The 20,342-nt window shown below is 66.7% G+C and carries 20 protein-coding genes; 10 read left to right on the top strand and 10 right to left on the bottom strand.

Annotated features, from left to right (window positions below):
- Positions 1–88 precede the first annotated feature (88 nt).
- The 5 genes from KPL74_20275 to ppa all read left to right on the top strand — a co-directional run bounded on the left by KPL74_20275 (position 89) and on the right by ppa (position 6,162).
- Positions 89–499: an RcnB family protein gene (locus KPL74_20275; protein QWT20073.1), complete on the top strand. Its 411-nt coding sequence runs from the start codon at positions 89–91 to the stop codon at positions 497–499.
- A gap of 13 nt (positions 500–512) precedes the next feature.
- Complete coding sequence (locus KPL74_20270; GenBank protein QWT20072.1) at positions 513–893, top strand: RcnB family protein; 381 nt, start codon at positions 513–515, stop codon at positions 891–893.
- A gap of 307 nt (positions 894–1,200) precedes the next feature.
- Positions 1,201–3,249 carry a sodium-translocating pyrophosphatase gene (locus KPL74_20265; protein QWT20071.1) on the top strand — a complete coding sequence of 683 codons (2,049 nt, stop codon included), beginning with the start codon at positions 1,201–1,203 and terminating at the stop codon, positions 3,247–3,249.
- Between the two features lie 193 nt (positions 3,250–3,442).
- A complete protein-coding gene (locus KPL74_20260) occupies positions 3,443–5,569 on the top strand; it encodes a prolyl oligopeptidase family serine peptidase (GenBank protein QWT20070.1) in 2,127 nt (708 codons plus the stop codon).
- Between the two features lie 59 nt (positions 5,570–5,628).
- Positions 5,629–6,162: an inorganic diphosphatase gene (gene ppa / locus KPL74_20255; protein QWT20069.1), complete on the top strand. Its 534-nt coding sequence runs from the start codon at positions 5,629–5,631 to the stop codon at positions 6,160–6,162.
- Between the two features lie 167 nt (positions 6,163–6,329).
- On the opposite strand, the gene KPL74_20250 is transcribed toward ppa, so the two are convergent.
- The 3 genes from KPL74_20250 to KPL74_20240 all read right to left on the bottom strand — a co-directional run bounded on the left by KPL74_20250 (position 6,330) and on the right by KPL74_20240 (position 8,706).
- A complete protein-coding gene (locus KPL74_20250; GenBank protein ID QWT20068.1) occupies positions 6,330–7,352 on the bottom strand; it encodes a DUF2333 family protein in 1,023 nt (340 codons plus the stop codon).
- A 44-nt stretch (positions 7,353–7,396) separates the two neighbouring features.
- Positions 7,397–7,969: a hypothetical protein gene (locus KPL74_20245; protein QWT20067.1), complete on the bottom strand. Its 573-nt coding sequence runs from the start codon at positions 7,967–7,969 to the stop codon at positions 7,397–7,399.
- Between the two features lie 80 nt (positions 7,970–8,049).
- Positions 8,050–8,706, bottom strand: a complete 657-nt coding sequence (locus KPL74_20240) for a TetR/AcrR family transcriptional regulator (protein QWT20066.1) — start codon at positions 8,704–8,706, stop codon at positions 8,050–8,052.
- A 356-nt stretch (positions 8,707–9,062) separates the two neighbouring features.
- On the opposite strand from KPL74_20240, the gene KPL74_20235 reads away from it, so the two are divergent.
- From KPL74_20235 to KPL74_20225, 3 genes are all read left to right on the top strand, one after another.
- Positions 9,063–9,722 carry a protein-L-isoaspartate O-methyltransferase gene (locus KPL74_20235; protein QWT20065.1) on the top strand — a complete coding sequence of 220 codons (660 nt, stop codon included), beginning with the start codon at positions 9,063–9,065 and terminating at the stop codon, positions 9,720–9,722.
- Positions 9,723–9,757: 35 nt separating this feature from the next.
- The gene (locus KPL74_20230) at positions 9,758–11,143 is read left to right on the top strand and encodes a TolC family outer membrane protein (protein QWT20064.1); all 1,386 of its coding nucleotides are present in this window, start codon (positions 9,758–9,760) and stop codon (positions 11,141–11,143) included.
- A 240-nt stretch (positions 11,144–11,383) separates the two neighbouring features.
- Positions 11,384–11,980, top strand: a complete 597-nt coding sequence (locus KPL74_20225; GenBank protein ID QWT20063.1) for a hypothetical protein — start codon at positions 11,384–11,386, stop codon at positions 11,978–11,980.
- 7 nt (positions 11,981–11,987) lie between these two features.
- Here the strand turns inward: KPL74_20225 and waaA are convergent, their stop codons facing one another.
- Positions 11,988–13,259: a lipid IV(A) 3-deoxy-D-manno-octulosonic acid transferase gene (waaA, locus tag KPL74_20220; GenBank protein ID QWT20062.1), complete on the bottom strand. Its 1,272-nt coding sequence runs from the start codon at positions 13,257–13,259 to the stop codon at positions 11,988–11,990.
- A gap of 74 nt (positions 13,260–13,333) precedes the next feature.
- Here waaA and lpxL point away from each other — a divergent pair, with 74 nt between their 5' ends.
- Complete coding sequence (gene lpxL / locus KPL74_20215; protein QWT20061.1) at positions 13,334–14,251, top strand: LpxL/LpxP family Kdo(2)-lipid IV(A) lauroyl/palmitoleoyl acyltransferase; 918 nt, start codon at positions 13,334–13,336, stop codon at positions 14,249–14,251.
- Between the two features lie 171 nt (positions 14,252–14,422).
- Positions 14,423–15,337, top strand: coding sequence for a VirK/YbjX family protein (locus KPL74_20210; GenBank protein QWT20060.1), 915 nt, complete (start codon positions 14,423–14,425; stop codon positions 15,335–15,337).
- Here KPL74_20210 and KPL74_20205 read toward each other — a convergent pair.
- From KPL74_20205 to KPL74_20180, 6 genes are all read right to left on the bottom strand, one after another.
- Complete coding sequence (locus tag KPL74_20205) at positions 15,284–16,078, bottom strand: glycosyltransferase family 2 protein (protein QWT20059.1); 795 nt, start codon at positions 16,076–16,078, stop codon at positions 15,284–15,286. The two genes, KPL74_20210 and KPL74_20205, sit on opposite strands and share 54 nt — an antisense overlap.
- Positions 16,068–17,348: an O-antigen ligase family protein gene (locus KPL74_20200; GenBank protein ID QWT20058.1), complete on the bottom strand. Its 1,281-nt coding sequence runs from the start codon at positions 17,346–17,348 to the stop codon at positions 16,068–16,070. The genes KPL74_20205 and KPL74_20200 overlap by 11 nt, the downstream gene beginning before the upstream one ends.
- Positions 17,345–18,484 carry a glycosyltransferase family 4 protein gene (locus tag KPL74_20195; protein QWT20057.1) on the bottom strand — a complete coding sequence of 380 codons (1,140 nt, stop codon included), beginning with the start codon at positions 18,482–18,484 and terminating at the stop codon, positions 17,345–17,347. The genes KPL74_20200 and KPL74_20195 overlap by 4 nt, the downstream gene beginning before the upstream one ends.
- A 60-nt stretch (positions 18,485–18,544) precedes the next feature.
- Positions 18,545–18,751, bottom strand: coding sequence for a zinc-finger domain-containing protein (locus KPL74_20190; GenBank protein ID QWT20056.1), 207 nt, complete (start codon positions 18,749–18,751; stop codon positions 18,545–18,547).
- 272 nt (positions 18,752–19,023) lie between these two features.
- Positions 19,024–19,608 carry a YceI family protein gene (locus KPL74_20185; GenBank protein QWT20055.1) on the bottom strand — a complete coding sequence of 195 codons (585 nt, stop codon included), beginning with the start codon at positions 19,606–19,608 and terminating at the stop codon, positions 19,024–19,026.
- A gap of 71 nt (positions 19,609–19,679) precedes the next feature.
- Complete coding sequence (locus KPL74_20180; GenBank protein ID QWT20054.1) at positions 19,680–20,273, bottom strand: malonic semialdehyde reductase; 594 nt, start codon at positions 20,271–20,273, stop codon at positions 19,680–19,682.
- Between the last annotated feature and the right edge of the window lie 69 nt (positions 20,274–20,342).

The raw sequence follows: 20,342 nt of genomic DNA, 5'->3' as shown, positions 1-20,342 counted from the left end.
ATCCGGGCTCTTCCGTTCAGCTTTCCATTCCTAAAGTGCGGGTCGTCGGTCCTCGTTGCGGATCGTCACTGAGAGAACCCGTATGAAGATGATGCTGCGTACTGCCCTTGCTGCCCTGGCGCTGGCCACCACCTCGGTGGCGTTCGCCGCGCCGGACCACGACCATGATCGCGGCCGTGACCACCACGGTTACGACAACCGCGGCCGCGGTGACTGGCACCACGACAACGGCTGGCACGGCCATCGTCCGCCGCCCCCGCCGCGCTATTACGGCCACTATGACCGTGGCCCGGGCTACTACCACCGTCCGCCCCCGCCGCGTTACTACGGCCATTGGGAGCGCGGCCACCGGTATTACGGCCGCAACGTGGTGGTCTACGACTACGGCAGCTACCGCCTGCGCCAGCCGCCACGCGGTTATCACTGGGTTCGTGAGAACAATGACTTCCTGCTGGTCGCGGTCGCGACTGGCGTGATCCTCGATATCGCTACGCGCTAACCGGAGAGACACCATGAAGATGCTTGGCAAACTCGTTTTCTGCCTCGCCACGGCCGGCGTGGTCGCTCCCGCCTTCGCGTGGGATCCGCCGCCGCCCCCGGGCCATGACGACCGCGATCACCATGATGACCGCGATCGCCGCGACGACCATCGCGATGACCACCGTTACGATCATCGCGACGACCACCGCGGTCCGCCGCCGGGCTACGCCCATCACGACTGGCAGCGCGGCCACCGTTACGACGGTCGCGTCGTCGTCGTCGACGACTGGCGCACCCGCCGCCTGCGCGAACCGCCGCGCGGCTACCACTGGGTCCGCGATGACAACGACGGCCAGTTCCTGCTGGTCGCCGTGGCCACTGGCATCATCACCGACATCGTGCTCCAGCAGTAACAGGTAGCTCGACACATGTAGGAGCGCGCCCGCGCGCGAACAGCCAACAGGGCGATGAAGCAGGAAGCTCTCATCGCCCAGGTTCGGTTCGACCAGGTTCGGCTCGCCAAGGTTGGGCTCGACCGGATGTGACCCGCCCACATGCGGCTCGACCAAGTCCGGCTCGCCCAAACCCGGCCCATCTCGCACCACCCATCGCGCGCAGGCGCGCTCCTACGATTCTGCACCGCACAACACGTTTCCCGGCCTCCCCTGCCTATACTCGGCTCGGGCCCTGTAAGGGCTCCCACAATTCGGGGAGGCTTCGATGCTGCAACAGTACGGTTTATGGATCGCGCTGGGATGTGCGGTCGTAGCGATTCTGTACGGCGCGTTTTCGGTCAGTTGGGTCCTGGCGCGTTCGCCGGGCAACGAACGAATGCAGGAAATTGCTGCCGCCATCCAGGAAGGCGCGCGTGCCTATCTCAATCGCCAGTACGCCACCATCGGCGTTGTCGGCATCGTCCTTTTCCTCTTGCTTGGCATCTTCCTCGACTGGGGCACGGCCATCGGCTTCGCGCTGGGGGCGGTGCTTTCCGGGGCAGCCGGCTACATCGGCATGAACGTCTCCGTTCGCGCCAACGTTCGTACCGCAGAGGCCGCCCGGAGCGGCCTTTCTTCTGCCCTGGCGGTCGCCTTCCGCGGCGGTGCGGTCACCGGCATGCTGGTCGTTGGCCTCGGCCTGTTGGGCGTGGCCGGCTACTACGGCGTGCTGACCCATCTCGGCTACGAGCGGGGCCACGTGTTGCACTCACTGGTCGGCCTGGCCTTCGGCTCGTCGCTGATCTCGATCTTCGCCCGCCTGGGCGGCGGCATCTTCACCAAGGGTGCGGATGTCGGCGCGGACCTGGTCGGCAAGGTGGAGGCCGGCATTCCCGAGGATGACCCGCGCAACCCTGCGGTGATCGCCGATAACGTGGGCGACAACGTCGGCGACTGCGCCGGCATGGCCGCCGACCTGTTCGAGACCTACGCGGTCACCCTGATCGCGACGATGCTGCTCGGCGGCGTGCTGGCGACCGAAGTCGGTCCTTACGGCATCCTCTATCCGCTGGTGCTGGGCGGCGCATCGATCGTGGCGTCGGTGATCGGTACCTTCTTCGTAAAGATCCGCGGCGGCAAGATCATGAACGCGCTGTACGCCGGCGTGTTCGTCTCCGCGCTGCTGGCGGCGATCGCGTTCTGGCCGATCACCGAGCAACTGATGGGTGACAGCGCCTTCGGTACCGGCCGCCTGTTCGGCTGCGCGATCATCGGCCTGGTGCTTACCGGCGCGATGGTGGTGATCACCGAGTACTACACGGCGACCGAGTATCGCCCGGTACGCCACGTCGCACAGTCGTCTACCACCGGCCACGCGACCAACATCATCGCCGGCCTTGGCGTCTCGATGAAATCCACGGCCCTGCCGGTGCTCGCCGTCTGCGCGGCCATCTGGGGCGCTTTCGAGCTCGCCGGCCTGTACGGCATCGCGATCAGCGCGACGGCCATGCTCAGCATGACCGGCATGGTGGTGGCGCTGGACGCCTATGGCCCGATCACCGATAACGCCGGCGGCATCGCCGAGATGGCCGAGCTGCCCGCGGAAGTACGTGGCGTGACCGACCCGCTGGACGCCGTGGGCAACACCACCAAGGCGGTGACCAAGGGCTACGCGATCGGTTCGGCCGGCCTGGCCGCGCTGGTGCTGTTCGCCGATTACACGCACAACCTCAACCTGCACTTCGGCGGTGCGGACATCCGCTTCGACCTGTCCAACCACTACGTGATCATCGGCCTGCTGATCGGCGGCCTGATCCCCTACCTGTTCGCGGCCATGGCGATGGAGGCGGTGGGCCGCGCGGCCGGTGCCGTGGTGGAGGAAGTGCGCCGGCAGTTCCGCGAGATCACCGGGATCATGGAAGGCACCACCAAGCCGGATTATTCGCGTGCGGTCGACCTGCTCACCCGCTCGGCGATCCGCGAGATGCTGGTGCCCTCGCTGTTGCCGGTGCTCGTGCCGGTGGTGGTGATCTTCGGCTTCAAGTGGCTGGGCGGCGCCGAAGCCGGTGCGCAGGCACTCGGCGGCGTGCTGATCGGCACCATCGTCACCGGCCTGTTCGTCGCCATCTCGATGACCACCGGCGGCGGCGCGTGGGACAATGCCAAGAAATACATCGAAGACGGCAACTTCGGCGGCAAGGGCTCCGACGCCCACAAGGCCGCCGTCACCGGCGACACCGTGGGCGACCCGTACAAGGACACGGCGGGACCGGCGGTGAATCCGCTGATCAAGATCATCAACATCGTGGCGTTGTTGTTGATTCCGTTGCTCTGATTGGAATAGAGCGTATCGGGTTGAGAGTAACGAGTAGCGAGGGGAAGCAAGGGACGGCTCCTGCCCTGCTTTTCCCTCGTTACTCTCAACTCGGCACTCTCAACGCCTTTTTTACCCCCCAAAAGTCATGGGCACCCCAACGCCCGCCGTGCGCTATGGTCCCCGGAACCGCTTGCCCTTCCAGGACCCACCCATGCATCGACGCTGGATTGCACTGGCCATCGCCCTTACCTTGAGTGGCATGACCCAGGCACACGACACCCCCAAGACACCCGCCGCCCCCGCCGCACAGGCCTCGGGCGATGACGAAAACCTCTGGCTCGACGACATCGACGGCGCGAAGCCGCTCGCATGGGTGAAGCAGGAGAACGCGAAGACGGTCGCGGCCTATGCGTCGAGCGACGAATTCAAGACACTGGACGCCCGCATCCTGGAGATGCTGGATTCCGACGCGAAGATCCCGATGGTCAGCAAGATCGGCGACCATTTCTACAACCTGTGGCGCGACAAGCAGCACCCTAAGGGGCTCTGGCGCCGCACCACCCTGGCTGAATACCGCAAGGACAGCCCGGCGTGGGAAACCGTGATCGACCTGGACGCCCTCTCCGCCAGCGAGAAGGAAAACTGGGTGTGGCACGGCGCGCAGTGCCTGAAGCCGGATGACCGCTTCTGCCTGGTGTCGCTGTCGCGCGGCGGTGCGGATGCGGACGTGATCCGCGAATTCGACCTCGCCACCAAGGCGTTCGTGAAGGATGGCTTCAGCCTGCCCGAGTCGAAGAGCCAGGTGGCCTGGATCGACAAGGACCACCTGTTCGTCGCCACCGACTTCGGCCCCGGTTCGATGACCGATTCGAGCTACCCGCGCATCGTCAAGGAATGGAAGCGCGGCACGCCGCTGGCCTCCGCCGCCACGGTGTACGAAGGCAAGAAGACCGACATGTCGATCTCGGGTTACCGCGATCTCACCCCGGGCTTCGAGCGCTCGTTCGTCCAGCGCGCGCTGGAGTTCTACAACAGCGAAACCTTCGTCCGCGGCCAGGACGGCAAGCTGACGAAGATCGACGTGCCGAACGACGCCGAGACCGATGTCGAGCGCGAATGGCTGCTGATCGAGCCGCGCACCGAGTGGAAGGTGGGCGGCAAGAGCTATCCGTCCGGCTCGCTGCTCGCGGCGAAATTCGACGACTACATGGCCGGCAAGCGCGAGATCACCGTGCTGTTCACGCCTGACGAGCACACCTCGCTGGCCAGCCATTCGTGGACGAAGAACCGGCTGATCCTCAACCTGATGCGCGACGTGGTCAGCGAGGTCCAGGTGCTGACCCCGGCCAGCACCGGTGCGTGGAAGGTGGATTCGCTGGGCGGTGCCCCGGCGCTGTCGACCATGACCGCCACCGGCATCGATGCGGACGAGAGCGACGATTACTTCCTCACCGTGTCCGGCTTCCTGCAGCCGACCACGCTGTACCACGGCGTGTTGGGCAAGGGCGACCGCGAAGCACTGAAGCACACGCCGGCGTTCTTCGACGCGTCGAAGTTCACCGTGAGCCAGCACTTCGCGACGTCGAAGGACGGCACGAGGGTGCCGTATTTCGAGATCGCGCCGAAGACGATGAAGGCCGACGGCAGCAACCCGACCCTGGTCTACGGCTACGGCGGCTTTGAGATCTCGCTGCAGCCGGCCTACCTCGCCGGCCCCGGCCGCGCCTGGCTGGAAAAGGGCGGCGTGTATGTCATCGCCAACATCCGCGGCGGCGGCGAGTACGGCCCGCGCTGGCACCAGGCGGCGCTGAAGGCCAACCGTCCGCGCGCCTACGAGGACTTCGCGGCGGTGTCGCAGGACCTGATCGACCGCAAGATCACCACGCCGAAGCACATGGGCATGATGGGCGGCAGCAACGGCGGCCTGCTCGCCGGCAACATGCTGACCCAGTACCCGCAGCTCTACGGCGCGGTGGTCAGCCAGGTCGCCCTGCTCGACATGAAGCGTTACCCGCACATGTCGGCCGGCGCCTCCTGGATGGCCGAGTACGGCGACCCGGACAAGCCGGAGGAATGGAAGTACATCCAGACCTTCTCGCCGTACCACAACCTGCACAAGGGCACCCACTACCCGGCCGTGCTGTTTACCACCTCGACCCGCGACGACCGCGTGGGCCCGGTGCACGCCCGCAAGATGGCCGCCCGCATGCAGTCGATGGGCTTCGATGCCAGCTTCTACGAGAACATCGAGGGCGGCCACGGGGCCGCGGCGGACAACAAGCAGGCGGCCTTCATGAACGCCCTGGGCTACGTCTACCTCTGGGACCACCTGAAATAATCGCCGCCCAGCGGTATCCTTGGGGGCTGACAACCCCCTAACGACTCAAGGAACCCCCCATGGGCCTGCACCTCGTCCCCGCCGGCAAGAATGTGCCGGACGAAATCAACGTCATCATCGAAATCCCCAAGGATGCCGAGCCGGTCAAGTACGAAGTGGACAAGGACAGCGGCGCGATCTTCGTCGACCGCATCCTCTCCACCCCGATGCGCTACCCGTGCAACTACGGCTACGTGCCGGGCACCCTGGGCGGCGACGGCGACCCGCTCGATGCCCTGGTGATCCTGCCGCTGTCGCTGGTGCCGGGTTCGGTGATCCGCTGCTACCCGGTCGGCATGCTGAAGATGTCCGACGAAGCCGGTGCAGACGAGAAGCTGGTGGTGGTGCCGGTCGAGAAGGTGTTCGGCGGCTACGCCCACATCCGCGACATCAAGCAGGTGTCCGGCCACTGGCTGGAGCGCATCGGCCACTTCTTCGAGCACTACAAGGATCTCGAGAAGGGCAAGTGGGTCAAGGTCGAAGGCTGGGTCGGCGCCGAAGAAGCCAAGGCCGAGATCGTCGCCGGCATCGACCGCTACAAGGCTTCCAAGTAAGAAAAGCCCAATGTAGGAGCGCGCCTGCGCGCGAAACGCCAACGAAACGGTTTGGCTGGAAGAAACGGTTTGGCTGGAAGAAACGGTTTGGCTGGAACACCTTTTCGCGCGCAGGCGCGCTCCTACAAAATCAAAAGAAAAGCCCGCCGATCGGCGGGCTTTTTTCGTCAGCCGCGGCCGAGCAGGCCGCGCAGGTCGATGATTGCCGCGTTGGCGCGCGAGATGTAGTTCGCCATCACCAGCGAGTGGTTCGCGAAGAACCCGAACGGCGAGCCGTTCAGCACGACCGGGCTACCCAGCGACTTCTGCGATTCTTCCAGTTCGCGAATCACCTGCTGCAGGCTGGCGTCGGCGTTCTTGCTGCGCAGGATCGGTGCGAAGTCGTGGCGGATCGCCTTCAGCTGCTCGAGCAAGGCCCACGTGTAACCGCGCGCCTCGTAGAAGTTGTCGTCGATCTTGTTCCAGGGCGTCTTTACGTAAACGGCTTTCGCCGCGCCCGCATTGCCCGCCACGTCCGCATTCGGCGCCGCGTCGACCTTCAACTGGCCCACGCTGGCCGAGAGACGCTGCGACAGCGAGCCCAGCCGGGCCGACACCGTCTGCAGGTAATCGGCGAGGTTGTCCGCGCGCGCATAAAAATGCGCATTGCCGTCTTCGCTATCGCTGAGGCGGCCCAGGTAATCCTCCAGGTCGTCCGTGGCCTTGCCGTACTGCGATTCCGAGCTGGGAAACAGCCAGCGATCGTTCGGGCTGTTGAGCAGCGGATCGGCCTCGCCCAGCGCCTTGTCCTCGGTGGACTGGGTCTGCGAACGGCTGAAGTCGTTGCGCAGGGCCCGGGCCAGGTCACGCGAGGCGGTCAGCGAGCCAAATTCCCAGTTCGGCATGTTGTCCATGAACGCGCCGGGCGGGAATTTGTCGTTGCTGAGGTAGCCGCCACGCTTGTCCATCAGCGTCCGCACCGACTCGATGAGCGTGTACGTCGTGACGGCACCCGTGCTCACCGGCCGGCCGATCTCCTTCATGTGCGCCGTGGTCACCGGCAGCGGGTCGAACTGCTCCGGCTCCTTGTCCCACCACCACATAAAGAAGAGCAGCAACAGCACCAGCACCGCGAGCGGCACGGCGATGAGCAGGCTGAGCGGGCGACGACGTCGGCGCGGCGCAGGCGTGGGGGTGGCGGTCGCGTTCATGATGATCCTTCTCCGAAACGAGCGGTGGCCGCCAGCTTACCCAATCAGCGCGGAGCCGGTGCCGCGATCTCGCCCTTCTTGCCCAGGTTCTCGAGCAGGGTCGCCATGTCTTCGGCGTGCTCTTCTTCCTGCGCGAGGATGTCTTCCATGATCCGGCGCGTGGTCGGATCGTCGTCGCCGATGTAGGTGATGATCTCGCGGTAGCTGTCGATCGCGATGCGCTCGGCGACGAGGTCTTCCTTGATCATGTCGATCAGGTCGACGCCCTCGACGTAATCCGCGTGGCTACGCGAAAGCAGGCCTTCCGGGTTGAAATTCGGCGTGCCATCGAGCTGGGTGATGCGCTCCGCGATGCGGTCGGCATGCACCTGCTCTTCGTTTGCGTGTTCGAGGAACTCGGACTTCACGCTCTGCGAGTGGATGCCCGGCGCCATGTAGTAGTGGTACTTGTAGCGCAGCACGCAGACGATCTCGGTCGCGAGCGCTTCGTTGAGCAGCTTGATCACCGTTTCGCGGTCGCCACGATAGCCTGCGGTGACGGCACCGTTGTCGATGTGCTCGCGCGCACGCTTCCGGATGTTCTCAATATCGGTGACGAAGGGTTTCGTTGCAGCCATTGCCTGTGCTCCTGGAGGAGTTGGGTAGGGAATGGCGAAACGTTATGGCGCGACCCGGGAAGGCCGGGTGAAGGGCGTTGTTACGCCCTCGGCCCGTAGGCGCGCATGAACATCTCAACCGCCGCGAGGGCGTTGTTGTTCACTTCCTCGGCAAACTGCACGGCGCAGTCTTCGCAACCGAACAGGCGGCGAATGAGCAGGTCGCCCTTGAGCAGGGCCAGGAACTGGGTGGTGGCGCGGCTGACGTCGGCGATGTCCAGCTGGCCGCGTTCGACCGCGTCGCCGAGCAGGCGGCTCATCAGCTTGTGCATGCGCACCGGACCCTCTTCCCAGACAAGCCGGCCAAAGCGGGGATTACCGCCGGACTGGCAGTCGGAGAGGATGGCGCGGAAGGTGCCGACCGATTCCGTGTTGGTTTCCATCGCCGCATGGCGGCTGGCGATGGCGGTCAGCGTCGCCCGGATGTCGGCGCCGCTGCTGAAGTCGAACAGGTCGTCGGGCAGGCGTTCCTGCACGTGCGCGCGGATAACCTCGCGGAAAAGGTTGTCCTTGTCGCCGAAATGGCTGTAAACGGTGAGCTTGGAGACGCCGGCGGAAGCGGCGACGGCGTCCATGCTGGTACCCGCGAAGCCGCCCTGCGTGAAGAGCGCCTTGGCGGCATCCAGGATAGCCGCGCGCTTCTCCATGTCTTTCGGACGCCCCGGGCCCTGGGTCTTCATTTTCGGGCTGGCGTTCATGGCTGCACCTTCACAAACAAAAGTTATGACTTTATTATACGCAGCGGTTCAGTTATTTCCAGTGTGTTGCGTCTTGGACGCGACAACTGGATACAGGAGCGGAACCGCCGTCCTACCTTAGAATGATGTGGGGCCGCGTGCCGCGGTCTCCATGGTGGCCCGGGCCCCGTCCCACCTGCCGTTCAGCCGGCGTGGGGGTGTGGCCCGAGGGGCATGACTTCCGTCAGGCCCGTCCGGTGACTTCCGGCACTTCGCGGGGGCGCACCGGCACCGCAGCCTTTACACATTGGGAAAAACGGCCCTAACCGCTTATCCTTTCGAACCTTTTTCCAGCTTTTCGTACGGGATTGAACACCATGGCGATGAATTTCGAGCAGGCCCGCCAGAACATGGTCGAGAACCAGGTCCGCCCCTGGGAGGTCCTTGAGTACTCGGTCCTCGACACGCTGAAGGCCATCCGCCGCGAAGATTTCGTCGCGCCGGCCCACCGCAACGTGGCGTTCGCCGACCTGAACCTGCCGCTGGGCCACGACGAAGTGATGATGAAGCCGGTCATCGAAGGTCGCGTCCTGCAGGCCATCGCCCTGAACAAGACCGACGAAGTGCTCGAGATCGGCACCGGTTCGGGCTACCTGACCGCCTGCCTTGCCAACCTGGCCGGCAAGGTCACCAGCATCGACATGCATGCCGACTTCGTGGACGCCGCGCGCCAGCGCCTGGCCGCCGCGGGCGTCGCCAACGCCACGGTGGAGACCGCCGAGGCCGTCAACGGTTACGTGCCGGCCGGCGTTTTCGACGTCGTCGTGGTCACCGGCGCGGTGCACGAGATCCCCGCGAAGTTCGTCCGCTGGCTGAAGCCGGGCGGTCGCATGTTCGTGGTGCGCGGCGATTCGCCGGCGCAGACGGCCGTGCTCCTCACCCACGAGGGCGAGGGTCGCTTCCGCGAGGAATCCCTGTTTGAAACGGACCTTCCTTACCTGGCGCATGCTGCGCCGGTAAAGCGCTTCGTGCTCTGACTCCCCAAGATCCCCATCACCCACGAGGCGAAACCATGCGCTTGAAGCTCCTCACCGTCGCGCTGGCCCTGGCAGCGACACCGTTCGCAAGCCACGCAGAAGACTTGCTCGACGCCTATCGCCAGGCCCGGGCCAACGATCCGGTGCTGTCGCAGGCGGATTCCACCCGCCTGGCGACCGGTGAGGGCGTCACGCAGGCACGCGCCCTGCTGCTGCCCCAGGTCAACGCCCAGCTGAGCCTCAACCAGAGCGACCCGGCCGGCCCGACCCGCCAGCCGATCTATGGCGCGGACAACCAGACGATCGTCGGCTATTCGAGCGATATCGGCCATACGCGCACCCGCGAGCTGAGCGCCACGGTCACCCAGAGCGTCGTGGACTTCAGCAAGTACGCTGACGTGAAGGCCGCCCGCTCGTCGTCCGACTCGCAGAACGCGACCTACGACGCCGCGCTGCAGGCCCTGTCGACCCGCGTGGCCACCGCCTATTTCCAGGTGCTGACCAACGACGACGCCCTGACCTTCGCCAAGGCCAACGAGCAGGCCCTGGCCCGTCAGCTGGAACAGGCGCAGCAGCGCTTCGACGTCGGCCTGTCGGCGATCACCGACGTGCAGGACGCCAAGGCCCAGCACGACACGGCGGTTGCCTCCGTCATCACGGCAGAGAACACTCTCGCCGACTCGCGCGAAGCCCTGACCCAGATCACCGGCCAGCCGGCGGACAACCTGAAGAAGCTGCGCGAGCAGCTGCCGATGGATCCGCCCTCGCCGAACGACGCCAAGGCCTGGGTCTCGGAAGCCGTGAAGTCGAACCCGACCGTGATCGCCGCGCAGTACAACGTCGACTCGGCCGAGCACAGCATTTCGTCCGCCCGTGCAGGCCACCTGCCGACCGTCGATGCGTCCGTGGGCTACAGCAAGAGCTCGACGTGGTACCAGAACGCCGGCGCCGGCACCGGCACGGCGGGCTCCAGCGCGCTGTCCGGTAACGGTCGCGGTGCCACCTCGGTGGGCCTGACCCTCAACGTGCCGATCTTCTCCGGTGGCGCCACGCAGTCGCGCGTCCGCCAGTCGATCTACCAGCGCGATGCGGCGCAGGATTCGCTGGAATCCACCCGTCGCCAGGTGGTTCGCGACACGCTGAACTACTATCGCTCGGTGGTGGCCGGCATCAGCAAGGTGGAAGCGACCAAGGCCGCCGTGGAATCCGCCGAAAGCGCGCGTGACGCGACCCAGGCCGGTTTCGAAGTCGGCACGCGCACCATCGTCGACGTGCTGATCGCCCAGCAGAACCTGACCTCCGCGCTGAGCGACTACTCGCAGTCCCGCCACCAGTTCGTGCTCGACAAGCTGCTGTTGAAGCAGAGCGCCGGCACGGTCGACGTGAAGGACCTGGAAGCGGTGAATTCGTTGCTTCAGTGAAGCGTGAATGGTTAAGCGTTAGAAAAAACGGCCCGGAAGGGCCGTTTTTTTTGGCCATGACGCCAGCGTGTAGCGTTCAGCCCACAGCGCGGCAGCCGATTCACTGACGCATGCCCCCGGCATGCGCGTACTTCAAGTCGCAACAAGCTTCGGCAGAATGACCTCGCCAGGCCAAACCGGTGGCCTGGGACCCACCGCACGAGCGGACCCTCGTGCGCCACGACCCCAAGGAAGAATCCGATGACCTCATCCCGTCTTGCCCTTTCGCTCGCCCTCACGCTCGCCGCCCTTCCCGCCGTCGCCGTCGCCACGAGCGCGCCGCGCGTCAGCGGCCATGCGCCAGTCTCCGCCATCGAGATCGACATCCTGCAGAAAGCACGCCTCGGCACGCCCCACGCCGAGGTGGCCAGCGCCCTGTGGCGCGCCATGCTGGCCGCATGCGATGACCGCGATGGCGTCCTCTCCGAGTATCACGACGGCGCCAAGCGCAGCCAGTTCGACACCCGCGAAGGTGCAGTGCGCATGAGCGGCTATGCCACGTGTCATCTGATGGGCGATGCCGGGAACCTCACGGTCGGCGATGCGCCCGCGCCCGTTGTCACGCCGGTCATCGGCAACGGCATGCCGCCCAGGCCGGGCATGGTCGAAGCCACCGGGCCGCTGCGAGCCGCCCATGGGGCCATCACGGCACACATCCACCAGACATGCGCCGACGCCGGCCGGCGCGTGCGCTTCGCCAGCTTTGCGTATGGCGTGCCGCGCGCCAACGGCGAAACGAAGGTGGAGGCACGCTTCTCGTGCAACTCCGCGGTGGGCGCGTCCCCCTACATGGACTAAGCCACCGCTACTCCTGTAGCAGTTTATCCACCAGCTTCATCACCTTGCCGACCGAGCCCCGCTCGCTCTCGAACACGCGCCTCGCGGCGGCACCCATCGCCGCGCGGCGCGTACCATCGCGCAGCAGTGACAAGACCTCGGCGCCCAGCTCGGTGCCGTCCTTGACCCGCTGGCCGCCGCTCTCGTCGAGCAGGGCCTGGGTGATTTCTTCGAAGTTGAAGGTGTACGGCCCCACCAGCACGGGCTTGCCCAGCGCGGCGGGCTCGAGCACGTTGTGCCCGCCGATGGAGACGAGGCTGCCACCGACGAACGCCACGTCGGACGCGGCGAAGAAGCGCAGCAGCTCACCCATCGAGTCGATGACGAAGCACTGCGTGTTGTGGCCCGGCACGCCGTCGGCGCTACGCGTGGCGACGTTGAAGCCGAGGCTGCGCACCGAGGCCTCCACGGCCTTGAAGCGTTCCGGGTGGCGCGGCGCGATCAGTAGCAGCGCATCGGGCAACCGGCGCATCACCTCGGTGTGTGCCTCGAACACACACATCTCCTCGCCCTCGTGCGTGCTGGCGGCGATCCACACCGGGCGGCCCTGGCCCCAGGCTTCGCGCATCGCGGTACCGGCCTCCAGCGCCGCGCTGGGCACCGGCATGTCGAACTTGAGGTTGCCGCAGACGGTGAGCTGGCTGGGCTCGGCACCGAGCAGGCGGTAGCGCGCCGCGTCGGTGCGCGACTGCGCGGCGATGTGGCTGACGCAGCGCAGGGCGCGGCGGACCAGCGAGCTCATCCGTGCATAGCCGCGGAGCGAGCGCTCGGAAAGCCGCGCATTCGCGATCAGCAGGGGGATGCCGTGCCGGCGGCAGGCGAAGTACAGGTTCGGCCAGATCTCGGTCTCGACGATCACCGCCAGCCGCGGCCGGGTGTTACGCAGGAAGCGCTTCACGGCGAACGGCAGGTCGTAGGGCAGGTAGACGCTGTGGACCGAATCGCCGAACAGCTGGCGGACCCGCTCCGAACCGGTAGGCGTCACCGTGGTGACCAGCATCGGGGCGCGCGGATAGGCCTCCATCAGCGCCTTCACCAGCGGCTCGGCGGCGTTGACCTCGCCCACCGACACGGCGTGGACCCACAGGCATCCCGCCAGCCGGGGCTCGCGGAAGCTGCCGAAGCGCTCGCGCCAGCGCACGTGGTAATCGCCGTAGCGCATGCCGCGGCCGATCAGGCGCAGCATCACCAGCGGGGTGAACAGGTACATGGCCAGGTTGTAGAGCAGGCGCAGCAGCACGCGTTCCCCGGGATTCGTCGGTGGCCGGGCAGTATAGCCGCCCCACTCCGCTACAATGGCCGGCCATGCCCGGTATGCCCCGCCCCGCCCTGACCCGAAGCCTGCTCGCGCCGCGGAACTGGCCGGCGTGGCTGGGTGTCGGCGTCATCTGGCTGATCGCCCACCTGCCCTTCCGCTGGCTGATGGGCCTGGGCCGGCTCGCCGGGCGGCTCGCCCTGCACCTCAACCGCGAGCGCCGGCGGATCGCCGCCACCAACATCGCGCTGTGCTTCCCCGAGCTCGATCCCGAACAGCAGAAGGCGCTGGTGCGCGCGAACCTGTGCGACGTCGGCATGATGCTGGCCGAGTTCGCGCTGGGCTGGATGGGCTCGGACCGCGCCATCGCCAAAGTGCCGGTCACCGTCGAAGGGCTGGAACACCTCGAGGCGGCCCGTGCCGCCGGCCGCGGCGTGCTGTTGGTCGGCGGCCATTTCTCGCACCTGGAGCTGTGCGCGCGGCTGGTGTCGCAACGGATCCGCATCGCCGGCATGTACCGGCGGATGGATTCGGACGTGTTCGAGTTCGCCGTGCTGCGCTCGCGCCTGCACTACGCCGCGGCGATGTTCGAGAAGGACGACATCCGCGGCACGGTGCGTTACCTGAAAGCCGGCGGCACGCTGTGGTATGCGCCCGACCAGGACATGCGCAGCAAGGACAATGTGTTCGTGCCGTTCTTCGGCGTACGTGCGGCGACGATCACCGCGACCCACCACCTCGCCCGCCTGTCCGGTGCCGTGGTCATTCCTTTCTACCACCGCCGACTGCCCGGCGATTCAGGCTATGCCATGCGCCTGGGTGCCCCGATGGAAGGCATCCCGTCGGACGATGCCGCGGCCGACACCGCGCGCGTCAACGCGCAGATCGAGCAGATGGTGCGCGAAGCGCCCGAGCAATACCTGTGGGTGCACAAGCGCTTCAAGACCCGGCCGCCGGGCGAGCCGAAGATCTACTGAAACGGGGCGGCAACCTGCGACGCAGGGGCATGTCGGAGGGCGAGTCTTTCCCCGGACTTTCCCGAAACTTTCTACGCGGCAACCGCGGCTAAATCGCGTCATTTCGCGAAAGTCCGGCGAAAAATTCGCAGCGTAAAACGTCCGTCGTTCCCCGACGAAACGGACTTACCCATGCAGTCCCTGTTCCGCTTTGCGCGATCGTTGCGCGGCCGTGCCGCCTGGCATAGCTCGTCCTCGCACGCCTTCTCTGCCATCGCTTCGTACTGCGGCCGCTCCATCGCGCGCTGGCGTGCGCACGGCGAGTGGCTGGGCTTCCTCGAGTCGCCAGCGATGGCGGGCATCACCGAGCTGGATACCGTGCTGGTGGAACGCTACCAGCACCGCTACATCAGCAAGGCGTGGACGATCGAGCAGCGCCTGCAGGCTATCCGCGACCACTACGATTTCGCCCTGGCGCGTTTCCCGCGCGCGCTGTTCCACATGCTGTATCGCGAACGCCAGGTACTGGCCGGCAAGCTGACCCTGCGCGACGGCAGCAAGCTGTCGTTGATCCTCAAGGCGCCGTACCGCCGTGGCCGCGAGGGCGAGCTCGCCCTGTCGCTGACCGACGAAAGCGGCCTGCAACTGTCGTACGTGCAGTTCTCGTTCGTGGACGGCGGACGCAGCATCGTCATCGGTTGCCTGCAGGGCGCAGCCAACCAGGCCGGTCGCGACGCCGTGCGCGAGTTGACGAAGCAGTGCCATGGCCTGCGCCCGAAGAACCTGCTGCTGTCGATGGTGCGTGCCCTGGCCGACGCCTTCGACGTGCAGAACGTGCTGGGCATCGGTAACGATCGCCACGTGTTCGCTGGCATCGCCAACAAGGTGAAGGCCGACTACGACAACTTCTGGATCGAAGCCGGTGGCGAACTGTCCGACCATGGTTTCTATCGCCTGCCACCCCGCGAGCCGGTGCGCGACGAAGCCGAAGTGGAGAGCAAGCGGCGCAGCGAGTTCCGCCGTCGCGAGGCGCTGCGCCAGGAAGCGTGCGAGCTAGTCGTCGCGCCGTTCGGCTTCTACCGTCCCGCCATGCCGATGGCGGCGTGATACGCGCAGCTCGTAGAGCTTCGCGTATTTGAGGAAGGCGTAGAACGCGTGCACGCGGGCCGCGATGAATCCGGCCCAGCCGCCCCGCCAGTGGCCACGCACGAAGTAATAGCGGACGAAGGCCACCGTGGGATACACCACCATGCGCAGGCGCAAGGCAGAAGGTTCGCGGACGTGGCGGTCGCGTACCTGCAACGACGAATAACGGTTGGCTTTCTCGACGCGGCCTTCGATATCGCGTTCGCCGTGATGGTCGAGGATCGCATCGAGCCGGCGCACCGGCCCGTCGACCACCACGCTCTCATGCACCTCGTGCCCGCTCATCCGCGCGCGCGTGCGATCGAACAGGCGCACGTAGTGGTTCAGCCGCGCACGGCCGGGCTGCCAGCGCCAGAACACCCATTCGCGGCGGAGCAGTTCGTAGCCTGCGACGGCCGGTGATTCGAGCGCCTCGCGCACGCACGCCGCGGCGGCCGCCGGCACGGTCTCGTCCGAATCCAGCAGCAACACCCAGCGATGCGTCGCCAGGTCGATGGCGGCCTGCTTCTGTGCGCTGTAGCCCGCGAACGGCTGCACGGCCACGCGCGCGCCGGCCTGCTCGGCGATCTGGCGGGTCAGGTCGGTCGAACCGGAGTCCAGCACGACGATCTCGTCGGCGAAGGCGACCGAGGCCAGGCAGGCACCGATGGTGTCGGCGTTGTTGAACGTGGTGACGACGACCGAGAGCGGCTCACGCGGCATGCCGCGGCTCCGGATCCCCCAGGTCGGCATACAGCGCCGCGCACCATACCGAGAGCAGCCACGCGGCGAGCAGGCCCCACCACGCGGAGTAGAACGCCATGTGCGTGTTCAACGGGAAAAGGATCGCCAGCAGGGCGACGAACGGCGGGAACGCCCGCTCGCGCGCTTCCACCCCGGCGCGCCACCAGGCGCGCAGCGCCAGCACCGCGGCCGCGAGCCACGCCAGCAGGCCGAGCGTGCCAGTTTCCGTGGCGACTTCCAGCAGCACCTGGTGGGCATGGCAGGCGCCCTCGCCGTCCGAGCACTTCTCGATGGTGAGGAAGTGGTCGCCCGGCGTGGCGTAGGCCGGATAAGCGACGCGGAAGCTGCGCACGCCCACGCCGTTGATCGGGTGTGCCGCGTACATGCGCAGCGAGGTCGTCCAGATGCCGAGGCGACCGGTCAGGGCCGCGTCGACGCCGGCCTCGGTGCCGTTGAGCGCAGGCAAGGTGTGCGCGATGCGTTCGCGGAAGCGCGGCGAGACCTGCCAGGCCAGCGTGCCGGCGAGGGCGACGGCGAGCGCGCCCGCGGCGCATGCCACGAGGAAGCGTTTCGCGCTGCCGGCTTCACGCCAGAGGAAGGCCAGGCCAACGATGCCGTAGCAGAGCCACGAGGCGCGCGAGCCGGCCAGCAGGATCGGACCCAGCGTGATGAGGTAGGCGATGACCAGCCCGCGGCGACCCCAGCGCTCGCCCGCCGCCCAGAGCAGGAACGGCGAACACGCGGCAAGCGCGGGTCCCAGCTTCAGGTTGTCGCGGCCGAAGATGCCGGACAGTCGCTCCGGATCGGAATGCCCGGCCAGGCCGACGCCGGTGAGTGCCTGCACCCACGCATCCACGACCCAGATCGCCACGACCACGGCCGTGGCCATGTACAGGCTGCGGACCTTGCCGGGCCGGCGCATGGCGAAACACGTATAGATCCCCAGCGGCGCGAAGCGCAGGATGCCGGCGACCGTGCCCCAGCTTTTACCGGGCGCAACGGCATCCACCGCCGAGACCAGCGCGGCGCCGGCATACGCGGCGAACAACCACAGGAAGAGCTTCGCACCGGGATGGTGGCGGATCGCCCCCGGCTCGCGGACCAGCAGCAGGAGGCTGCCAACCAGGCAGAGGAACACGCCGAACTCGGCGCTGCGGCCCACCGGCAACAGCGCCGGGACCAGCCAGATGGGCAACAACGGGGACTTCAGGCCGGCGCGCAGGTTCGCCGTGAGCGACGCGCCACTCACGCGGCCGGCACGCCTTCGACCACCTCGGCGTACATCGCCAGGGTGGCGGCCTGCATGTCGACCAGCCGGTAGCTGCGCGGCGGCGGGATCGGCGGTGCGAAGCGAAGCAGTTCCGCGGCGCGCTCGACCAGGCGTTCGCGGTCGCCGAGCGGCACGCGGCCGGCCGGATACAGTTCGGCCAGCAGTTCGCCGACGCCACCGTGCGCGTAACCCATGACCGGGCGGCACATCGCCAGCGCTTCGACCACGGTGCGACCGAACGACTCCGGCCGCTGCGACAGCTGCAGCACCAGGCTGGACATGGCGTAGACGTCGCGGATATCCGGACGCGCCGGCGAGATCACCACCTTGTCGCCAAGGCCACGCGCACGGATCAGTTCACGCATCTCGGCGACGTAGGCTTCGCGCCCCGGTTCGTCGGCGCCCAGCAACAACAGCCGCGCATCGATCGCCCGGTGTTGCAGGTCGGCGATCAGCTCGATGGCGTCCGCGTGGCCCTTCAGGCGCGTACCGCGACCCGGCAGGGTGAGCAGCGGCCCACCTTCCAGTTGCGGGTATTCCTCGAAGAACGCCCGCTGCCAGGAGTCGTCGGGGCGATAGCCGTACGGGAACGCTTCGGTGTCGACGCCGCGCGGGATCACCGCGATGCGTGCCGTGGAGATGTCGTTCGGGTAGTGCCGCAGCACGTAGTCGCGCAGCGTCTGCGAGACCACGATGACCCGCTCGCCACGCAGCAGGATGCTGCTGTAGTGGCCCGGGCTGTTCAGGCCGTGCACCGTGGTGACGAAGTGCGGGCGCGGCTTCACGCCCTTCATTGCCCACCAGCCGATCCAGCCCGGCAGGCGGGAACGGGCATGGACGATGTCCGGCTTGAGCTCGCGCAACACGCGGCGCAGCTTGCCGACGGTGAACAGCGTGCCCAGCGACTTGCGGCCGATCGGCAGCGTGACGTGCTCGCTGCCTTCGGCTTCGAGCTGGGCGACCAGCCGGCCACCGGCGGAAACCACGACCGAGCGGTGCCCCGCCTCGACCAGCGCCTTGGCAATTTCCAGGGTCGAACGCTCAGCGCCGCCCGAATGCAGGGCGGGTACCAGTTGTACGACGGTCATCGTCCGGGAGGGGAAGACGGTGGCCATGCTTCGGTCCGGATGAGAGGAATTAGCGGGCGATGCAGGATGCGTGCCCGCCCGGGCCGGTCAGTCTTTGAGTACGTAGTTCGCGCCGCAGTACGAGCACTTCGAGGTGCCGCCCTCGTCGACGATGGGCAGGTACACCTTCGGATGCGAATTCCACAGGTACATGCCCGGCATCGGGCACGACAGCGGAAGGTCGGCGTGCGTCACTTCGTAACGATTTTCGGCGTTCGCCGGGATAAGCGGCGCGGCCGCGGGATTGGGGCGCATGGGATAACTCCGGGCGATGCGGTGAAACCGGGGACGCCCATGATGTTAGCAGGAACGCACCAGACCCTGCGTCGGCCCGCTCGTGCAGGAGCGCGCCTGCGCGCGAAGGGGGGCGGGGGATGGCCCGGCGCACCGGATCTTTTCAAAAAATGGTGTATGGCCCCTGGAAAAGGGGTAACCGGAACAAAAAAAACCGCCCACTCGGGGGAGGGGCGGTTTTTTCGCGTTGTAGGTTTCGCGCGCAGGCGCGCTCCTACAGTGCGTCTAAAGCGTTACTTGGCCGAGGCGTCGTGGGCTTCGGTGGTAATGCGGATCTTGATCTCATCCGACACGTTCGGGACGTAGGCGCCGACGCCGAAGTCCGAGCGCTTGATCGTGGTGGTGGCGTCGAAGCCGACCGTCTGCACCTTCATCATCGGGTGCGGGCCGATCTTGTTCAGGGTGACGTCGAGGGTGACCGGCTTGGTCACGCCGTGCACGGTCAGGTCGCCGGTGACCTTCAGCTTGTCCTTGCCCGCGGTCGCGACCTTGGTGCTCTTGAAGGTGACGGTCGGGAACTTGGCGGCGTCGAGGAAATCGGCCGACTTCAGGTGCTCGTCCAGCTTCGGCACGAAGGTGTCCAGGCCGGTGAGCGGCAGGGTGGCTTCGACGGTGGCCTTGGTCGGGTCCTTCTCGTCATAGACGAGGGTGCCGTCGACGCTGCCGAGGTTGGCGGTCGGGTTGGAGAAGCCGAAGTGGTTCCAGCTGAACAGGACCATGGTGTGGCCCGGGTCGAGCTTGTAGGTGACCGGGGCGGCGGCGGCATTGCCGGCGACGGCGAGCAGGCCCGCGAGGGCGACGTAACGGAGAGCGCGCATGATGTAGCTCCTGCAGTAGGGTGGGTACGGCCAGTATCTGCGGGGCGTCGACGCCACCGCGGGAAAGGGGTTCAGAGGACCTGGGCGGCTTCTTCGAAATCGAGGCGCGGCAGGCGGCCAAAGAGGTTCTTGTCCGGGTTGCCGTAGCCGATGTTGATCAGGAAGTTCGACTTGACCTGCGAGCCGGCGAAGAACTCCGCATCGAGGCCGGCCTGGTCGTAGCCCGACATCGGGCCGCAATCCAGCCCCAGCGCGCGGGCGGCCAGGATCACGTAGGCACCCTGCAGCGACGAGTTGCGGAACGCGGTGGCCTGGATCAGCGGCTCGTTGCCGGTGAACCAGCTGCGCGCGTCCACGTGCGGGAACAGCTTCGGCAGCTGGTCGTGGAACGAGAAGTCGGTGGCGACGATGGCGGTCACCGGGGCCAGCATGGTCTTCTCAAGATTGTTCTCAGAGAGAAACGGCTTGAGACGTTCCTTAGCGTCCTTCGACTTGATGAAGACCAGGCGCATCGGCGACGAGTTCGCCGAGGTCGGGCCCATCTTCACCAGGTCGTACAGCTGGTGCAGCTGTTCGTCGGTGACGTCCTTCTCCTGCCACGCGTTGAAGGTGCGGGCGTTGCGGAAAAGCTGGTCAAGCGAGGCATCGGGCAACGGGGCGCTCATGGATTTCCTTGTACAGTGATCGGGCGCCGGACGAGCCCGGCATTCCGACAGTGTAAGCGGGCTCGTGGG

It is taken from the genome of Bacillus sp. NP157, assembly GCA_018889975.1.
In the GTDB taxonomy this organism is placed as follows: Bacteria; Pseudomonadota; Gammaproteobacteria; order Xanthomonadales; family Rhodanobacteraceae; genus Luteibacter.
This window is presented reverse-complemented; position numbering and strand designations above follow the sequence as displayed.